This is a genomic window from Pantoea sp. X-Soil-ISGK-285 (assembly GCF_059730815.1).
Genome location: NZ_AP035938.1, coordinates 3106258 through 3123471 on the forward strand (window position 1 = coordinate 3106258; position 17214 = coordinate 3123471).

The window sequence follows — 17214 nt, forward strand, 5'->3', positions numbered from 1 at the left end:
ATGCTGGCCCAACTGACCATCAGTAATTTCGCTATCGTTCGTGAGCTCGACATTGATTTTCAACGCGGCATGACAGCAATCACTGGTGAGACCGGTGCCGGTAAGTCTATCGCGATTGATGCGCTGGGATTATGTCTGGGTGGTCGTGCTGATGCCGACATGGTGCGTCAGGGTGCCAGCCGGGCCGACCTCTGTGCCCGCTTCCAGCTTAAGTCCTCCCCTTCTGCTCAGCGCTGGCTGATTGATAATCATCTGGACGATGGCAACGAATGTCTGCTGCGCCGGGTTATCAGCGCTGACGGACGTTCCCGCGGCTTTATCAATGGCACGGCGGTGCCGCTCTCTCAGCTGCGCGATCTCGGCCAGTTACTGATTCAGATCCACGGTCAGCATGCCCATCAGCTTCTGCTCAAACCAGACCACCAGAAACATCTGCTGGATGCCTATGCCGGTCACGACGATCTGCTGCAGCAAATGCGCGCCAGCTATCAGACCTGGCATCAGAGCTGCCGCACCCTGGCGCTGCATCAGCAGCAGGCACAGGAGCGCGAATCCCGCCGCGAGTTGTTGCAGTATCAGCTGAAAGAGCTGAACGACTTCGCTCCGCAGCAGGGTGAATATGAGCAGATCGACGAAGAGTATAAGCGTCTGGCCAACAGCGGACAGCTGCTGTCGACCAGCCAGCAGGCTCTGCAGCTTTTAGCAGACAGCGATGACAATAATCTCAACAGCCTGCTCTACAGCGCACGTGAGATGATTTCAGAACTGACCTCGCTGGATGAGAAGCTGAACGGCGTTCACAACCTGCTGGAAGAGGCGGCGATTCAGCTGAGCGAAGCCAGCGATGAGCTGCGCCACTACTGCGACAGCCTCGATCTGGATCCTAACCGCCTGTATGAACTGGAACAGCGTATTTCGCGCCAGATCGCCTTAGCCCGTAAGCATCACGTCACCCCTGAAGGGCTGCCTGAACTGCATCAGCAACTGCTGGCAGAAGCGGAACTGCTGTCTCAGCATGAGAGCGATCAGGAGAGCCTGCAATTACTGGTGGGTGAACACTATCAGGCCGCGCTGCAAAGCGCAGAGCAGCTGCACCAGCAGCGCAGCCACTATGCAGATGAGTTGCAGCTGCTGATTACCCAGAGTATGCATCTGCTCTCAATGCCGCATGGTCAGTTTAAAATCGCGCTGACCTTTAACCCGGATCAGCTGACCGCAGACGGTGCGAGCCGCGTAGATTTCCAGGTAACCACTAACCCAGGTCAGCCACTGCAGCCGCTGGGCAAAGTCGCTTCGGGCGGTGAACTGTCACGTATCGCCCTGGCGATTCAGGTCATCACCGCGAAGAAAATGGAAACGCCGGCGATGATTTTCGATGAAGTGGATGTCGGCATCAGCGGCCCGACCGCCGCTGTGGTGGGTAAACTGTTGCGTCAGTTGGGCGAATCGACCCAGGTGATGTGCGTAACCCACCTGCCGCAGGTTGCCGGTTGTGGTCATCAGCATTTTTATGTCAGCAAAGAGACTGATGGTGCGATGACCGAGACCCATATGCAGCCGCTGGACAAGCGTGCACGTCTGCAGGAACTGGCACGACTGCTGGGTGGCAGCGAGGTCACACGCAACACCCTGGCCAACGCAAAAGAACTTTTAGCCGCATAGCAGCGCACTTTTTTAACCGGCTGGGGTCATAAGCTTGCTCTGTAGAGGTTTCCAATAGCGAAAAGGTTTATTATCATCGGCACTTATGTCGCCAAAGTAATAAAGCCTGCCGCAGGCAGAGTTCAGATTTTGATGGCAAGAAAACCGCCTGTAAAAGGCGTTTGGCCCCGGAAAAGGAATGTATAGATGCGCTGTAAAACGCTGACTGCCGCGGCAGTAGTAATGTTGATGATGACCGCCGGATGTTCCACCTTAGAGCGCGTGGTCTATCGTCCTGATATCAACCAGGGTAACTATCTGGTAGCTAACGACGTAGCCAAGATCCATACCGGTATGACACAGCAACAGGTGGCTTACACCCTCGGTACGCCGATGATGAAAGACCCGTTTGGCAGCAACGTATGGTATTACGTGTTCCGTCAGGAGCCAGGTCATGAGCGCGTGAAGCAGCAGACGCTGACGCTGAACTTTGATGGCAACGGTGTTCTGACTAACATCGACAATAAGCAGAATCTGGCCAAAAACAGCGACTGATTGAACGGAAGACCGTTTAAACGGCAGACAGCAAAAAGGCGCACTGAGCGCCTTTTTTTATGCCCGCTATCCACTGAGCCTGAAGGGATAGCGACTTATTTTTTGCTTTCTGCCGCTCGCTCTGCGCGCTGACGGCGCAGCTCTTTGGGATCGGCAATCAGCGGACGATAGATCTCAATACGATCGCCCTCATTAACCTCATCACCCAGCTTCACTGGCCGACTGTAGATGCCGACTTTATTACTGGTGAGGTCAATCTCCCGACGCAGTTCCAGTAGCCCTGACTTTTGGATGGCCTGCTCTACCGTACTGCCCTGCTCCACTTTCACGTAAAGCTGATACTGTTTTTCAGGTAAGGCGTAGACCACCTCAACGGAGATCTCAGGCACTGTAGACCTCTTTGGCACGCTGAGTGAAAGCCTGCACCATGCTGTTAGCAAGCTCTTTGAAGATACGTCCAAAGGCCATCTCTACCAGCATGTTGGTGAATTCAAACTCCAGGCTTAATTCAACCTTGCAGGCGTCATCGCCCAGCGAGACGAACTTCCAGCCGCCGGTCAGCTTGCGGAACGGTCCATCAACCAGTTGCATATGGATGCTCTGGTTATCTGTCAGGGTATTACGGGTGGTAAATGTCTTGCTGATGCCCGCTTTCGACACATTCACGGACGCAGTCATCTGATTATCTGACGCATCCAGCACGCGGCTTCCGGTGCAACCCGGCAGGAATTGCGGATAGGCATCCACATCATTTACAAGTTTGTACATCTGCCCGGCACTAAACGGGACCAGCGCCGAACGACTAATCTGAGCCATAATGGTTCCTGTTCATCACGAAACCGCTGAATAATAGCATTTTCAGCGATTAAACAAAAATGTCCCCGAGTGAGGGTGTGCTAGAATATCCCGTTTCCTGCCGCCCCGCTGGACTGGGGATGCGATAACCGACTAAGTGATGTAAAATACGCCGCACTATGACAAAGAAAAAAGCACACAAACCCGGTTCTGCCACTGTTGCCATGAACAAACGCGCCCGTCACGAGTACTTCATTGAAGAGGAGTACGAAGCGGGATTGTCGTTACAAGGATGGGAAGTTAAGTCACTTCGTGCTGGTAAAGCCAACATCAGCGACAGCTATATTCTGCTGCGCGATGGCGAAGCCTTTCTGTTCGGTTCAACCTTTCAACCCTTAGCCGTTGCCTCCAGTCACGTGGTCTGTGACCCAACGCGCAGCCGTAAGCTGCTGCTGAAGCAACGTGAACTCGACTCCCTGTATGGCCGCGTCAACCGCGAAGGCTACACCATCGTGGCACTGTCGTTGTACTGGAAGAACGCCTGGTGCAAACTGAAGATTGGTGTTGCACGCGGTAAAAAAGAGCACGACAAGCGCGATGATATTAAAGACCGCGAATGGCAATTAGACAAAGCACGTATCATGAAGAATTCAAAGCGTTAAGCACTGGATTTTGAGTTGTTTTGTTGTTAGTATTTGAAGTTCTGGGGCTGATTCTGGACTCGACGGGATTGTGAAGCCTTAGGAGCATGCCGAGGGGCGGTTTGCCTCGTAAAAAGCCGCAAAAAAATAGTCGCAAACGACGAAAACTACGCACTAGCAGCTTAATAACCTGCTTAGAGCCTTCTCTCCCTAGCTTCCGCTCTTAAGACGGGGATCAAGAGAAGTCAAACCCAAAAGAGATCGCGTGGATGCCTTGCCTGGGGTTGAAGCGTTAAATTCAATCAGGCTAGTCTGTTAGTGGCGTGTCTGTTCGCAGCTAACCGGCGAATGTAAAAACTGACTAAGCATGTAGTGCCGACGGTGTAGTAATTTCGGACGCGGGTTCAACTCCCGCCAGCTCCACCAAAATTCTTGGTTGATGGTTACCAGAACCATCATCGAAGTCCTGAAAGCCCGCAAGGTGAAAGCCTTGCGGGCTTTTTTGTCTCCTCAATTTGTCCCGCGCAGTCCGAAGAGAACTAATTAAATCCGGACCTTTTAGGCACCTTGTTAGGTGCCTCCTGAAGCTTTAATGTTTTTGAGGTGCCTAAAACTATGGAAACCCGGCAATGGCAAGACAAACCTCTATCCGTTAAAGTAATCGAATCTGCTAAGCCCAAGGAAGCAGACTACGTTCTCTATGATGATGATGGCCTTGAGCTACTCATCAAATCCAGCGCCAGCAAAATCTGGCAATTTCGCTACATTCGCCCTGTTACCAATAAATGGGCGAAGAAGAGCATAGGCCCCTACCCGCCAGTTAGGCTTGCCGATGCTCGAAGCTATCGAACTGAATCCCGCTCTCTCCTGGTGAAACAAATCGATCCCCAGGAACATCAGCAAGAACAACTGCGCAGTTCGCTTGGAGTCAAAACTAATACTTTCCAACTCGTGGCTGAACGTTGGTGGAATGTGAAGAAAACCAGTGTGACCGAGGACTATGCAGAGGACATTTGGCGATCTTTAGAAAGAGATGTCTTTCCTGCAATTGGTGACGTTAGCGTTACAGATATTAAAGCTCACACATTAGTTAAGGCCGTCCAACCGGTTCAGGCTAGAGGAGAAATGGAAACCGTCCGTCGTCTTTGCCAGTGTATCAATGAGGTGATGCTCTATGCCCAGAACACGGGGCTGATTGATGCGGTGCCCAGCGTTAATATTGGCAAAGCCTTCGAAAAACCGCAGAAGAAGCATATGCCAAGTATTCGCTCTGATCAGCTACCGCAGTTGATGCAAACGATGCGAACGGCCAGCATTAGCCTTTAAACACGATGCCTGTTCATGTGGCAACTTCTTTCCATCACCCGCCCTGCCGAAGCGGCTGAAGCCCGTTGGGAAGAGGTAGACATAGAAGCGCGAGAATGGAAGATCCCTACTTCACGCATGAAGATGAACCGTGACCATAGGGTTCCATTGTCATATGAAGCAATAACTGTGCTGGAGATAATGAAATGGCTAATCGGCAACCGAGATTTTATCTTTCCTAGCCGTATCAAGCCAAACCAGCGAATGAATAGTCAGACCGTAAATGCTTCGCTTAAACGTGCGGGCTTTGGCGGTATCCTCGTTTCGAACGGGTTGCGCTCTATTGCCAGTACAGCACTTAATGAACAGGGTTTTCCACCTGATGTCATTGAAGCCGCACTTGCTCATGTGGACAAAAATGAAGTACGTCGCGCTTATAACCGCAGCGACTAACTTGAGCAACGACGTCCCATGATGCAATGGTGGGCGGACTTTGTTATGGCAGCAGATCGTGGGAGCATTATTGAAGGGGGAATGAAAGGAATGCGGTTGATCGGATGACTTATATGAACTCAGATGAGCCTAGACTTTTGGGCTGATCTAGAGAAATTATTATATTTCCATCCGGTATGTGCTTTGATTTCAACGGGTCGATGCATTGCAAAGCCAAAAGCGGGCCTCGTCGTTGGACTGACCCAGCACCTGCAGCGTGTTGCGCGATAAAAAGCGCATCCCTGTTGAAGCCTTTCCACTCACGTAAAGGGGATACGATCACGTGCACCTGGATAAGTTGGAGTTACCGAGCTAAAAAAATGATGTTTTCAATTTCAACATATAAAACTTCCCGGTTATGCAACTTTACTTGTATCGCATTGATCGTGCTTGATATAGTAATGGAAAGTTCTAATAGATTTGATCTATTCATTTAAAACCAGATTAGTCAAGGAAAAACTAATGACACTTTTATGCGATAAAGAATATCCCAATGGCATGTTAACGGATAACTTTATTAAAAAAGCCTTGTCGCAATTATTTTGTGAAAATGCAGATGAGACCAAAGCTAAATATTCAACATATGAGTTATCTTTAGATGCCGGTTTTGAGCTCATCAAATATGACGACAAAGGTAATATTCAACGAAATGAAAAAGAAGAGTCGACTGGAAAAGTTTGCGCTAATCCGGGCGATACCATATTAGTCTACTCGAAAGAAGTTTTTTCTTTACCTAAAAATGTTTATGCTCGAGTAAATACTGTCGGGCAGATTTTTATGGCTGGATTTTCAGCTGAAAATACTTATGTTGATCCGGGATTTACAGGTCAAATATCTATCACGTTAATCAATAACTCCAACCGAACTTTAACAATGGATGAAGGGATTCCCCTTGCCAGGGTTGAGTTTATAAAATTATCAGATGAACCATCAATAACTCATAAAGGAAGGAGTGGTGTACGAGCGACAAAAGTTAAGCAAAGTATTGATAAGGAGTTAACCTCTGCTTTCGAAAAAGTTGAGTTGAAAGAATTATTCGATGAAATTAAAAGTTCTATAGCAATTGATGCTATACAGAAAAAATCCGTTCGGACAGATATTGCATTGTCAAGAGCATATATTAAGCTGGTTTCTGATATTGATTCAATTAATACATTATTAAAAAAACAAGAAAAAAAGATCAAATATTGGTCTTGGCTGGCATCATTAGGCTTGGGCACTGCATCTGCGTTTTGGATAGATAAATTTGGGTTAACGACTATTGTGGCTGGTTGGATTAATAGCGACTCGAATCAACCTATGTGGTTGGTAGTAATTATCAATATTGTTTGTTCTATAATTGCTACTTTCATATATGAGAAAGTTTTGAGAAGATTTATTAAATGATTAAAATTACTCGTAAAAAATTTAGGGAATATTATCAACCTAGCAAAATAATGCTAGGTATTTTTTCCGACATTGAATTAAATAGATTTAATATTATTACGTTATGCTTTACAACTACCTGTTCTTATAATCCGCCGATGATAGCGATATCAATAGAAGATAGGAATCATTCTTATTACTTAGCAGAGCAATCTAAGGAGGTGGTTTTAGCTATTCCAGGAAAGTCGTTAGCCAATGAAGCTATGCAGTGCGGATTTTATAGCGGTCGAGATATCGATAAATTTTCGACATGTGGATTTACAAAATTAAAGTTGCCTAATGTAGAGATACCTGGCATAGCCGAAGCCATTGCCAATATCGAAGTTAAAGTCATTAATCGTATAAAAACAGGTGACCATATAACCTTGTTTTGTGAAGTTTTAGGTTATCACTTAAATAATGCAATAGTTGAAAAAAATTTAGTATCTATCGGTCCAAATACGCTTGGGTATGATTTATTAGTTAAGAAAGGAATGCATAGAATCGGAGTCGTAAATGGTGAGAATGAAAAATACATCGATTTTTTTAACAATTAAATATGAATTTGAGTAGGTCTGTTTTGGGCATTTTTTAATGCCCAAAAACAACATCTTAGATTAAGTAACTTAGTAACTTTCAAACCAAATAAAATTATCTCTAAGGCAAAGATCTAATTCAATCATTTTCTTTTGGAGTGGAAAAATCTCTTTTTTTACAACAATTTTGCTTGCATTCCCCACCCCCAAAAATCCACCCTTGCTCGACATAATTCCCATCATTGATGAGTTACGGGTTCGCTATGTAATTATCCCTTCAATTATGCCGTCCGGGTTTGCATTCTTAATGTTCAAAAACTCAGCTTTAGCGACCACCTCTGATAGAGGAATAGTCTGGATACGGTCCTTTTGCCATTAAATGAGTTACCGAGGCTTTCAGCCACTCTCCCAGTTTTTTGTCATCGGGTACTCAATCATCGTCCGCTCCTTGCTCAATGCTAGCCCTTGTACTATCGTGCTTTGCCTAATATGTCCCGTTCGCCAGTATCCCGCTTCATCCCCCTATTGAACCATCGGATCTCAGACTCAGCAACTTGCTGGACTTTGTTAAGGGAGAAATCCGAACCATATACTTTTATCCATGCATAAAAGCAGTGGGTGGAAATACTAGATCGTGCTACCAAGCTAGAAAAAGAGTGACCATTATTAACTATCTATTTGGCCGCTTGAATTTTAAACTCTTTAGGATGACGCTTACCTCGCATGGGCACCTCTCTTTAAACCACTTTAAATGACTATTAGGTGTCTGTTAAACCAGCGGCGATTCAGTTGGTATCATTGAGAGCCAAAGAAGACAGCACTGAAAGTGCATTTTCCCTGATTTCAACTTCTGTATCCGTTAAAAGCTCTCGTGCGTGCATTTCGATTTGATCATTATTGAGATAGCGTCTGTTAAGAAGTGCCATGCACGCAAAACGTAACTCTGCAGACTGATGCTTAAGAAACGGAACAAGCTCCATTACTGTCTTGGCATTTAAATTGATATTACTGATAATCTTACCTAACAATTTGCCTTTACATGCTCCTTCACTGACCCAATTCGTGAGGTTTTGTTGTAAATCGACAGATTCAGCCAAAGCACCGAGCAAGGCCTTCTCACCTGCATTGCGGATGGGACTGCGCTTCTCCTGCACCATCTCCAGAATCAGCTCCACATCATCCTGACTGACGTTTTGCATTAAAATCTGAGCAAGAACATCCCGAGGGCTATCCGAAATAATTCCGATTCCATCTGGAGAAGGTTTTTCCAGCTGTTTCCAATCTTCATAAATGAGCCGAAGCTCAATTAATAACGCTTTAGATGGTGGGAGTTTGGTCGAAAACTTTGCGGCAGCGATTGCAATGTGCACAGATTCATTTCGCAGCCCTTGCTTTGCAATTTCCTCATGACGCAAGTCGAAGGGGGAAATGAGTGCATCGTATAGATATGAACAACCTTTGTCAGGAACAGATGTTTCCAGCCGGTGTAGGATAAATTCCTGCCATTTCGATTCAGACATGTCTTTTATGAGCTCGACAGCTAAATGCAAGGCTATTCCATGACCTCTCATAATGATTTTTTCTATACATTCCAAGACGCGTGGATGACTGATGTGCTCATGTAGAACGAATGCGGCTAAAACACTGTAGTACTCTTGGTCTAGTAAAATCAACGAACACAAACTATCAAAATCGGATTCATCAATTTCAACTCTTTCTGGAGCCAAATCTATATCGACAACCGGCAGCCTGAAAAAATAGGAATTGAGCATCAATTGGTTACTAAGACCATGTTTTTTCAACATAGCGGCTTGATACTTTAGTTTTTCAGGCTCAAGTCCTACTGACCTGGCAACTTGATACAGAAATATGCGTAGATAAACGGCGTCTTCATTAAAGCATCCTAAACGATGTAATCCACTTAACGACAGTTGATGAAAACCAGATACTGTCATAAATGCGCCGAGTTCAATCATCCTCTCTGGCAGAATATCATTCTGATCCGAAACGTCATACTCGTCGGCTAATAGAGATAGGAAATTTAAACACTCCCGATCAATTACGTCGTATGCATTCATAAAATCCTGGTTCAGGAACGAATAACGAGACACCTCATTTTCTAACTCAATACCCGCATCTTGATAAAGTTTCAGAAGCTGCAGAAGGCAGTTGGTTGACACGCCTCTTCCTTTATCTATTATGGCAGTGAGAACGGCCAGTCCTGCTTCTTCAGGATTTCGTAGGATAACCTTTGCAGCGCCTAAAACGATGCAGTTTTTTACGTGCTGACCAGAAATGAAATCAAAGATAGAATTTCCTTTTTGCAGTCGTTTTGGCCATTTCAACTTTATACTATTCAATGCAGTTACCGCATCATGATAGCTGACCTCATCCGGGGAGCCTGTCAGGAAGCATCCCCAAACGACAAGCCAAAGCCAGCCATCCTGTGAGTTGAGGTTTGAAGTAACATGATCGCGCACGATATCCCAGTTTTGTTCTGCAATTTGGCAAAGCGAATCTCCTGCGTTAAACAAACTTATAGATGAAGTCGCAGCTTTCCAGCAACAATCAGCAAAAACACCTAGTGAGTCTGTCGTTACTGGTAACCCCGCTTCAATAATAATTTTGTGTGCTTCTCGTAATCCTTTTGTCGCTGCCGTATCGCCATTGACTATCAATTCACTCCATACATCAAGAATCTCTTGTACCAGGCCAAGGTGACTTGCAAAAGAAAGCGTCTCGCGTTTCGATTCATGCCGTATAACTTTTATTAGTAAATCACGTTGCGCATTATGCGGCTGTCGTTTGATGAAAACTGCAGCAGCATACTCAGCAAACGTTTTATGCACAAAAGTCACCGCTTCTTGATCTAAAGTATGTATTCGTTCGATAGCTCCCACAGATTCCCAGTAATTAAAGCAGGCATCAACCTTGTTCATGCAATCGAGTCGGCTCCCCTGAGTTTCATTTTGCCACTCAGAAATGCAACGCTCGGATGTTGTATCAAAAGGTTCTGTTCCATGCTCCAGCAAAACCCACCCCAACAAATTGATAAACCAGTCCCGATCAGCCGCTGTTGGTAGAGAATTGACAGAACGCGTTGAAGGAAATGACTCAAGTAATTTAAATAACTGTCTGTACAGCGAACTACGGGAGCTTCCGGGTTCAATTCCTTTTGAAGACAAGGATGCCAGCATCGTCAGAATTAATGGGCTTCTGGTAGCAACCCCCTTCAGATGTTGGGACTTCATCTGTTCTTTCGCGTGAGCCTGTGCCTGGGATTGAGCCTCGGAGCTGTCAAAATTAAGTGCGGCCATTACTTGTGTAACAGCTTCATCTGCCTGAGAGTCTTCCAGAGGAAGAAGCTCATAATGTCTCCACTCAGCAAGTAAACCAGGCTGATAGCCCACAGGGCGGCTGGTGAGTAAGATTCGTGCTTTGGGATGGGCAACAGCAAATCTATGCAATGCATCGGTAATTGTTTTCTGACTGGAACCACATTCATCAAGCCCATCACATAAAATGACCGCATCCTGCAAATCAACAGATCGATAGGTCAATCCCGAACCACTAAGTGCGACGTCAACCAACGCCTCTTCAAAAGGAATGCCTTTATGGTTAATTAAAGAAGATATTCGTGTAAGGGAAGCTAGCAACACCAGATAGCATTCTGATGCATACTCAAGTCCAATACGGCGGAGGAGCATTGATTTGCCTATCCCTGGACCACCAATAATTATTCCTTTTGTAACGTATCTTCCCAAGGTACAGGCATCGAACTTTTGACTTGAGTGCCGGTTACCCGCTGAATAGCTGTGATAACTAACTAGGGCTTGTGATAAGTCATCAGGAAACGTTTCCAGATCCTTGATGACTGCGGTTTTTAGTGGGATCCAACAGGACTTTAGTGAAACAGGTTTAATTTGGCCTGGAATACTGAATTGCGAGTAGCTTGCTTCAAACCATTTAGAGATTGTTGCTCTTAGCTGAATTCCGCAGTCAGTGGAATTAGTTTTAATGTCTAAACTGTTGAGTCTGAATTCGTTAAGTAAAGAGGATATCGTTACCCTACCCCGTATCCTGATGAGTTTCCGAGCGTGCTCAACAAGCATGCCCCATGCTTGATAAGGCTCACAGAATAGTTGTTGAAGCTGGTTAATAGCATTGGTTTCTTCACTATTGTTTCCCTCGACTGCAGCAACTGTAATAATTCGCAGTGAATTACATACACGGGTTAGCTCTTCAATATTGAGTCCAGACTTTTTAACGAACTCGTGGCCGATTTTATGGAGTCCATCCTTCCTTCCTGTACCAATACGTATAATGTTCTCTGCGAGATTTGTACGTATCGTTGCACTGCTATTAGGACAGACAACCAACACTCCTGAATTAATTTCTTCTTTATGGATCGCTTGTACCAAAGCATTAAGCGCATCCCACAAATCAGCACCGCTTCTCAGGCCACGTTTAACCTGAATTTCAACTGTTTTTCCGTTTTTGGTGAGTAATGAAATGTCATCTCCAGGTCCCCCTGTTTCTGCATCAACCAAGCATGGAACATCGTTCAGGATATCGCTTAACCAGATGATTTTTCGTTCTGACAGCAGATAAATCATCGTGATTGCGATAACGCGAGCTTGAAAGTCTAGCCCTCGCTCAGCGGCACTCCCTCCTACCGCAGATTTTTTGTTTTGCCCCTTACCTTCTTGTTCAGATTGTTCAGTATTTTTCGGGGTGTTATCTATCACTGTCTTTTTCATTACAGTCTCTTAGAGCGCTTACGGCTTAGGAAAATGTTCAAGCATAATGTTAGATTACCATCAAAATCATAGACATGAGTAACATAGTTACTATGAGTTCAGCGACTAAGACCGGTGACCAGAAACGAAAAAGTGCGCACTCTGTTGCGCTGATTTGATCTTCAATGAAAAACACCTAATTGCTTTCTCAAAAGCTCGAGGATTTTCAAAACGAGCTTCATCGACCGAGTCAAGGAAAAACCATGCTTTTTCGTGAGATTTAAGCCAGTTTTCAAAGGATTCTGCGCAACCGACTTCAAAAGCATTTTCGAAACCATCTTCTATTCAGATGAAGAATGCTGCTCGACCTGATTGCTGGATATGCTTTGCTCGAGATTCCATCTCGAAGGTTTTTCCTGCACCTGCTTCCGCCAAAATGACGCAGCGATATTCTTCTTCAAGCGTTTGCCACTCAGTGCGTTTCTGTGTACCCCAAAGCGAGTGCAATTCGCTTTCATCTGAGTCAACCTTTGACTTAGGTACTAAAGAAAAATATCGTGCAAGCGGGACAGGCTGGTACAGCATTTCAAAATACCTCGAGAGTCTATCTTCTGATACGCTCTTATTTTCAGCGAACTAGGGATTAACTCGGCAATGGAATTACTCTTAGGCGCACTATGGAATGACCTGTATTTCATTTTCAGCAAACCATTGGCTCTCCTTGATTCTTGTCATAGCTGCAGTTGGATCGGACGACCAAAGTACTAAAGCGAGCGATTCTTGCGCCCTGCTACAAGTCACGTACAGCAAACGTAAAGTCCGGTCGATGGTTGTCTCCTTACCAGCCTCTACATTCTTTTTATCATTTGGACTTAACTCCGTACCACCAAAAATCTTGTCGTACTTAATGAGAGTCCCACCAGCAAGAGCATCATCCATTACAACCATGACGTGCTTGAACTCAGAGCCTTTAACTACCTGATGTGTTGCGAGCTCTGAAATCCCAGCAAGGTAATTCCGATAGCACTTAAGTTGTTTCCATGGAACATCAAACAGTGCACACCATCCACGGCGCATTCTTGTTTGCTTTGACTCATCCTCACCTCGTCCAGGAGCTTGCGGGGCTGGTGACTTGTCGGCATAAGCCTCATGAAGGCGATGATCTACTTCAAATAATTTTCCACTTAAGACTGGTGCTAATACCTCAGCGACCGTTGACTCAGGGTTGGCGCAAGCCATTGCAAATATCGCTATCGCCTCGAGCATTTCATCAGTACGTTCAGCTCTTGCTTCTGAGTCCTCAGGCATATTGTCTAAACCGCCATAACGTCGAAAAACCTCAGTTGCCTTGAACTCATTCACAATTCCTTCATTACTGACGCAGGTTTCTAAATGCGCAAGCTCATTAAGCAAAATTTGTACTGTTGAAGGCCCTTTATTGTCCCCACTCCCAGATGGCGCTGCGGCGTGGGGATCTAACAGAACCATTGCCTCATACACATCAAGAAACGAGCCACGAGTGGCGACGAGCTTATGCTCCAACGCAAGCAGCTGATATTGTTTTTGATTCCAGGCTAGTGAACCACTAACTTCAAACATCTGTTCAGCACACCAGCGTTCGCTGAGCACTTTGTCACCTGGACTTTTCAATGTATCCCCCAAGAAGAGCCGAACCGTTCCACCAGCCTTCTCTGTTCGGGGATGTTGTGCTGAACCCTTTGCTGGTTGCGTCCTGCCTTCCAGTTCAGTTTCCCAGATTTTATTGATCAGAGTGACAATACGTCTCTGACTACGATGATTCATTTGTAATTCAGGCGTTGCCCAGTTTTCCGGAACTATGCTTGGAAGATCGGCATGACCATCCATATAAATTCGTTGTCGATGATCTCCCAGCAGACCAAGAGTCAAATCTCTCTCCCGCTTTTTGGCAAGTATCATCAAGGAGTCCAGTACACCTTTCATCGTGTCCTGCGACTCATCAATAAGTATGATTGGATGTCGATCTTTAAGAATGGATTGGAGTGTTGGCTTGTTTCGAAGCAACCAAGCTGTCGCATCGAGTACGTAATTGTGCGGTAGAGCACCAGGCCCATGCGTATTGCGATCGGGATGGTAGATGAATACTTCAGTTGTCCGAAGAATCTCGATTTCATTCGTGATTTCGTCAAGGTCACGCTGTTTTGCTGCAGTAATACCCTTCGGTTTCGCTTGTGCCTCTGCAGTCTCTTTAGCGAGTTGAGCTTCTTTTACTGCTACAAGGGACTCACGAATGTCATCGTTGAACCCATTAATTAACTCCCAACAAAATGAATGGATGGTAGACACACTGACTAAGCTATTGTCCCCAAGACGTCCGTTGATTACAGAGACAGCATTCTTTGTATACGTTACCACTCTAATCGAACGCCCATACATCTTCAGGGACCGTGCCAATTGCCCCCCCTTCTCATGCTCGGTCACACCAGTAAGGCGACGTAAAACTTCCACCAATGTTCGTGTTTTACCAGAACCAGCCCCCGCAAAAAGGAAGTAGTTACGAGGTGGAATGTCTGTAAGGTAGCCGCAAATATCTTCTACTACCCCTGCATCGCGATCATTGCCGTCAAGGATTGGTGAGTTAGTCATGGCATCACCTCCTTGCTTGGCTCAAGCTGTGTCTGGAGCCATTCCAATGCATCCTCGATATATTTAGGACAGGTGATCGGCTCATCCGCCGCGATCATTTCAAAGATGCTTGCGGCAAAGTCTCCTTTATTAAATGATCCATGCATTAATTTGTGCAGAGCCGCGAGCAGTTCTGGAATATTATCATTTTCAGCGACCTGTCTTGCTACTGAGCCCAGAGCTCCCTTCGGCGGTTTGATTTGCTTCCCATCGCCATCGACTTTTTCATCATTAAGTTGCTTAAACCAAGGGATATTTCTAAGAACTAGAGAGTCTTCAAAAGTACTTGGCCATTGACCACCAGCTTCGGCTACAGGCAACTGCCATGCAAAACGTACAGAACATTCGGCAATTTCGTTCCAGACAAGATGCTCATTTTTCGGGTTCTTGAAATCCTCAAGCTGTTGCAGCTTAGGGTGCCATCCGCAAAGAGTCGGGTTCCCACATTGCAGGCCGGGTTGTCCTGTATTAGCTACAGCAACTAAGGTTGTAGTCGGGTCCCCATTTTTTTTAGGCTTACCTGGTCTTTCTTCAACTGGATCGATGTCAGTAATAATTACAGTTGGAATACGGAGTCTTTCAACGAGAGATCTTAGCCGATGAGCATGGCTGCCACCAATATCAAGGAAGGACAGATAGCGACTGTTGAGTGTTGCAAAATCTCTTTCAATGAAAAGAGGTAACAGCATTCGCTCAGCAACCCCCTCGACAAAGATTGCAGCATTGGCAAATAAAAGATCTGTGTGTTGAACGCGAAAATAACGTTCAGCGAATTGACGAGTCGTTTTATCATCACCAAAAACTTGCCCAAGATTAACCACCTCAGTGGTAGGCATGTTTTGTTCTTCACTCTTAGCAATACGGCGAACATATCGTAGCCGGTCAAAATTCTCAGCATGTGCTAGATGACTAGAATGAGTACTGATAATCAATTGGCTTTTAAGACCTGACTCATCGCTACCGTTAGGACTGATTAGCTTATGTGCCTTATCCGGGAAAATACGTTGTACCTGTACGTGTAAATGAGCCTCGGGCTCTTCAATCATAACCAGATGAACAGGTGCTGGAGCGCCCTTTTCAGGATTTAGGCGAGAAGCTTTGAAAGAAACTAGTTGGTAACTAAGGGACTGTAAATTCTGATAACCGAGACCAATGGAATATTCTGGAAGAAGCTGTTCTAGTGAATCCTTCTGCATGCTGTATTGAACAGCTGTCCCATGGTCGAGTAATTCGGCTGTCTGTATGCGCGTGCGGAAACGAATCTCTTGGGGGTCATGCAAGCCGGGGTACCCAAGCTCTTTAACCTCTTCTACCGATGGTCCAATAGCCTCATGAATCTTTTTGTCTAGTTCCTGCTGGGCATCAGCAACAGCTTTTATGAGGTCAGCTCGGTGCCCATGACCTGTTGCAGCCACATTTAGATGCTGTCGAGCAAATTTGAGAAGCTGATTGGAGAATAAACCTATGCGATGGGGGCCAGAAGCAGAGCGGGAATCAGCTTCCTCACTACCAAGGCCACGCTGTGCAGCCACAAAGTCTACTTTTATAAGTTTCTGCAGGTGCTTACGATCAATTGGGCTAGAGTCAGCATCCAGTACTTGGCTAACGTAGGTCTTAATTCCGTCCAAAGGGTTGTTATCGGCATCTAACTTATAAGCTCGAACTTGGCCCAGCAGGTATGCTTCGCGGAGCCAAAAGTCCAGTAGATCAATAGGCCAAGCAAGAGAATTGTTTCCCATATCCTTTACAGGCATTCTCACCATGTGATACTTCCATGCTAACTGTTTCAAATCCTCAATGTTATTAGCTGGCTCAAGACGTAATCGGACGCCTACTACGCCGCCTTTCCAGCTAAATTTTGATAGAAACGGAGAGACATAGTGGAACATACCGGCCTTAGCATCGAACCATAGATCTAGCGTTGGCATAGCCGAAAGTAAGGTTTCAAGTTGCTCTTTCCACACATCTTCGGATGCACCAGACGTAGATGGATCTTCTTCTAATGCTTCCCAAGCCCTTCCAAGTTCCCGCAATTTTGGCCATTGAGAAATACTTATGTCGAAAGCACCAAATGGTGAACCATCTGCGAGAAAGTGCCGAAGAGCTGCCAGAATTGACGTTTTGCCGCTATTATTTGCGCCGACGAGGATTGTCGTCTTTGGGTCAACGTCTACCTGTACCTTACCAAGTCGACGGAATTGGGAGAGTTCAATAAATCTTAGTGATATGTGTCCAGACGATGGTGTTGTTGCGATTGCTTCTGACATTTTGGCTCCTCTCAATCCTTGTAGAAATGCGCCAACCTGCAGTAGCTCAGCGCCACACCGTAAGCCCAAGTCCTTCAATCTTGATGCTGTTGAGGCACAAATATAAAAGAATTGACACGGCAAGTCATATTACCGCTTCGCTAAAAAATGCCAATCCTTAAATATACTTTAACTG

At 45.7% G+C, this 17214-nt stretch carries 11 protein-coding genes, 1 other RNA gene and 1 pseudogene; 7 read left to right on the top strand and 6 right to left on the bottom strand.

All coding sequences use genetic code 11. From position 1 onward, the window contains the following. Both recN and bamE read left to right on the top strand, forming a co-directional pair. Entirely contained in the window at positions 1–1662 is a 1662-nt protein-coding gene (gene recN / locus AC6I8B_RS14645; protein WP_061901195.1) for a DNA repair protein RecN, read from the top strand. Positions 1663–1848: 186 nt separating this feature from the next. Continuing rightward, on the top strand, positions 1849–2196 hold the full coding sequence (gene bamE, locus AC6I8B_RS14650) for an outer membrane protein assembly factor BamE (protein ID WP_129063103.1): 348 nt from the start codon (positions 1849–1851) through the stop codon (positions 2194–2196). A 95-nt stretch (positions 2197–2291) separates the two neighbouring features. Here bamE and AC6I8B_RS14655 read toward each other — a convergent pair whose 3' ends face one another. Beyond that, positions 2292–2585: an RnfH family protein gene (locus AC6I8B_RS14655; RefSeq protein ID WP_010257690.1), complete on the bottom strand. Its 294-nt coding sequence runs from the start codon at positions 2583–2585 to the stop codon at positions 2292–2294. Then, complete coding sequence (locus AC6I8B_RS14660; protein WP_497817476.1) at positions 2578–3012, bottom strand: type II toxin-antitoxin system RatA family toxin; 435 nt, start codon at positions 3010–3012, stop codon at positions 2578–2580. The genes AC6I8B_RS14655 and AC6I8B_RS14660 overlap by 8 nt, the downstream gene beginning before the upstream one ends. 158 nt (positions 3013–3170) lie before the next feature. Between AC6I8B_RS14660 and smpB the strand changes: the two genes are divergently transcribed. The 5 genes and pseudogenes from smpB (at position 3171) to AC6I8B_RS14685 (ending at position 7390) form a co-directional block, all read left to right on the top strand. After that, a complete protein-coding gene (gene smpB / locus AC6I8B_RS14665) occupies positions 3171–3653 on the top strand; it encodes an SsrA-binding protein SmpB (RefSeq protein ID WP_010257694.1) in 483 nt (160 codons plus the stop codon). Between the two features lie 43 nt (positions 3654–3696). Then, positions 3697–4058: a transfer-messenger RNA gene (ssrA, locus tag AC6I8B_RS14670) on the top strand. Positions 4059–4247: 189 nt separating this feature from the next. Next, positions 4248–5498, top strand: a pseudogene (locus AC6I8B_RS14675) (integrase domain-containing protein). A 393-nt stretch (positions 5499–5891) separates the two neighbouring features. Further along, positions 5892–6815: a dCTP deaminase domain-containing protein gene (locus AC6I8B_RS14680; RefSeq protein ID WP_346525797.1), complete on the top strand. Its 924-nt coding sequence runs from the start codon at positions 5892–5894 to the stop codon at positions 6813–6815. After that, positions 6812–7390 (top strand): flavin reductase family protein, encoded by a 579-nt coding sequence (locus AC6I8B_RS14685; protein ID WP_157352778.1) that lies wholly within the window; start codon positions 6812–6814, stop codon positions 7388–7390. Before AC6I8B_RS14680 ends, AC6I8B_RS14685 begins: the two co-directional genes overlap by 4 nt. A 764-nt stretch (positions 7391–8154) precedes the next feature. On the opposite strand, the gene AC6I8B_RS14690 is transcribed toward AC6I8B_RS14685, so the two are convergent. The 4 genes from AC6I8B_RS14690 to AC6I8B_RS14705 form a co-directional block, all read right to left on the bottom strand. After that, complete coding sequence (locus tag AC6I8B_RS14690; RefSeq protein ID WP_157352780.1) at positions 8155–12129, bottom strand: NACHT domain-containing protein; 3975 nt, start codon at positions 12127–12129, stop codon at positions 8155–8157. Positions 12130–12453: 324 nt separating this feature from the next. After that, positions 12454–12693 (bottom strand): hypothetical protein, encoded by a 240-nt coding sequence (locus AC6I8B_RS14695; protein WP_157352781.1) that lies wholly within the window; start codon positions 12691–12693, stop codon positions 12454–12456. Positions 12694–12783: 90 nt separating this feature from the next. Continuing rightward, entirely contained in the window at positions 12784–14733 is a 1950-nt protein-coding gene (locus tag AC6I8B_RS14700) for a UvrD-helicase domain-containing protein (protein WP_157352783.1), read from the bottom strand. Next, the gene (locus tag AC6I8B_RS14705) at positions 14730–17039 is read right to left on the bottom strand and encodes an AAA family ATPase (protein WP_157352784.1); all 2310 of its coding nucleotides are present in this window, start codon (positions 17037–17039) and stop codon (positions 14730–14732) included. The genes AC6I8B_RS14700 and AC6I8B_RS14705 overlap by 4 nt, the downstream gene beginning before the upstream one ends. Positions 17040–17214: the final 175 nt, after the last annotated feature.

Bases quoted from the DNA above. Each gene is read 5' to 3' on its own strand.
- recN (WP_061901195.1), top strand. From the start codon at position 1: ATGCTGGCCCAACTGACCATCAGTAATTTCGCTATCGTTCGTGAGCTC.
- bamE (WP_129063103.1), top strand. From the start codon at position 1,849: ATGCGCTGTAAAACGCTGACTGCCGCGGCAGTAGTAATGTTGATGATG.
- AC6I8B_RS14660 (WP_497817476.1), bottom strand. From the start codon at position 3,012: ATGGCTCAGATTAGTCGTTCGGCGCTGGTCCCGTTTAGTGCCGGGCAG.
- smpB (WP_010257694.1), top strand. From the start codon at position 3,171: ATGACAAAGAAAAAAGCACACAAACCCGGTTCTGCCACTGTTGCCATG.
- AC6I8B_RS14680 (WP_346525797.1), top strand. From the start codon at position 5,892: ATGACACTTTTATGCGATAAAGAATATCCCAATGGCATGTTAACGGAT.
- AC6I8B_RS14685 (WP_157352778.1), top strand. From the start codon at position 6,812: ATGATTAAAATTACTCGTAAAAAATTTAGGGAATATTATCAACCTAGC.
- AC6I8B_RS14690 (WP_157352780.1), bottom strand. From the start codon at position 12,129: ATGAAAAAGACAGTGATAGATAACACCCCGAAAAATACTGAACAATCT.
- AC6I8B_RS14695 (WP_157352781.1), bottom strand. From the start codon at position 12,693: ATGCTGTACCAGCCTGTCCCGCTTGCACGATATTTTTCTTTAGTACCT.
- AC6I8B_RS14700 (WP_157352783.1), bottom strand. From the start codon at position 14,733: ATGACTAACTCACCAATCCTTGACGGCAATGATCGCGATGCAGGGGTA.
- AC6I8B_RS14705 (WP_157352784.1), bottom strand. From the start codon at position 17,039: ATGTCAGAAGCAATCGCAACAACACCATCGTCTGGACACATATCACTA.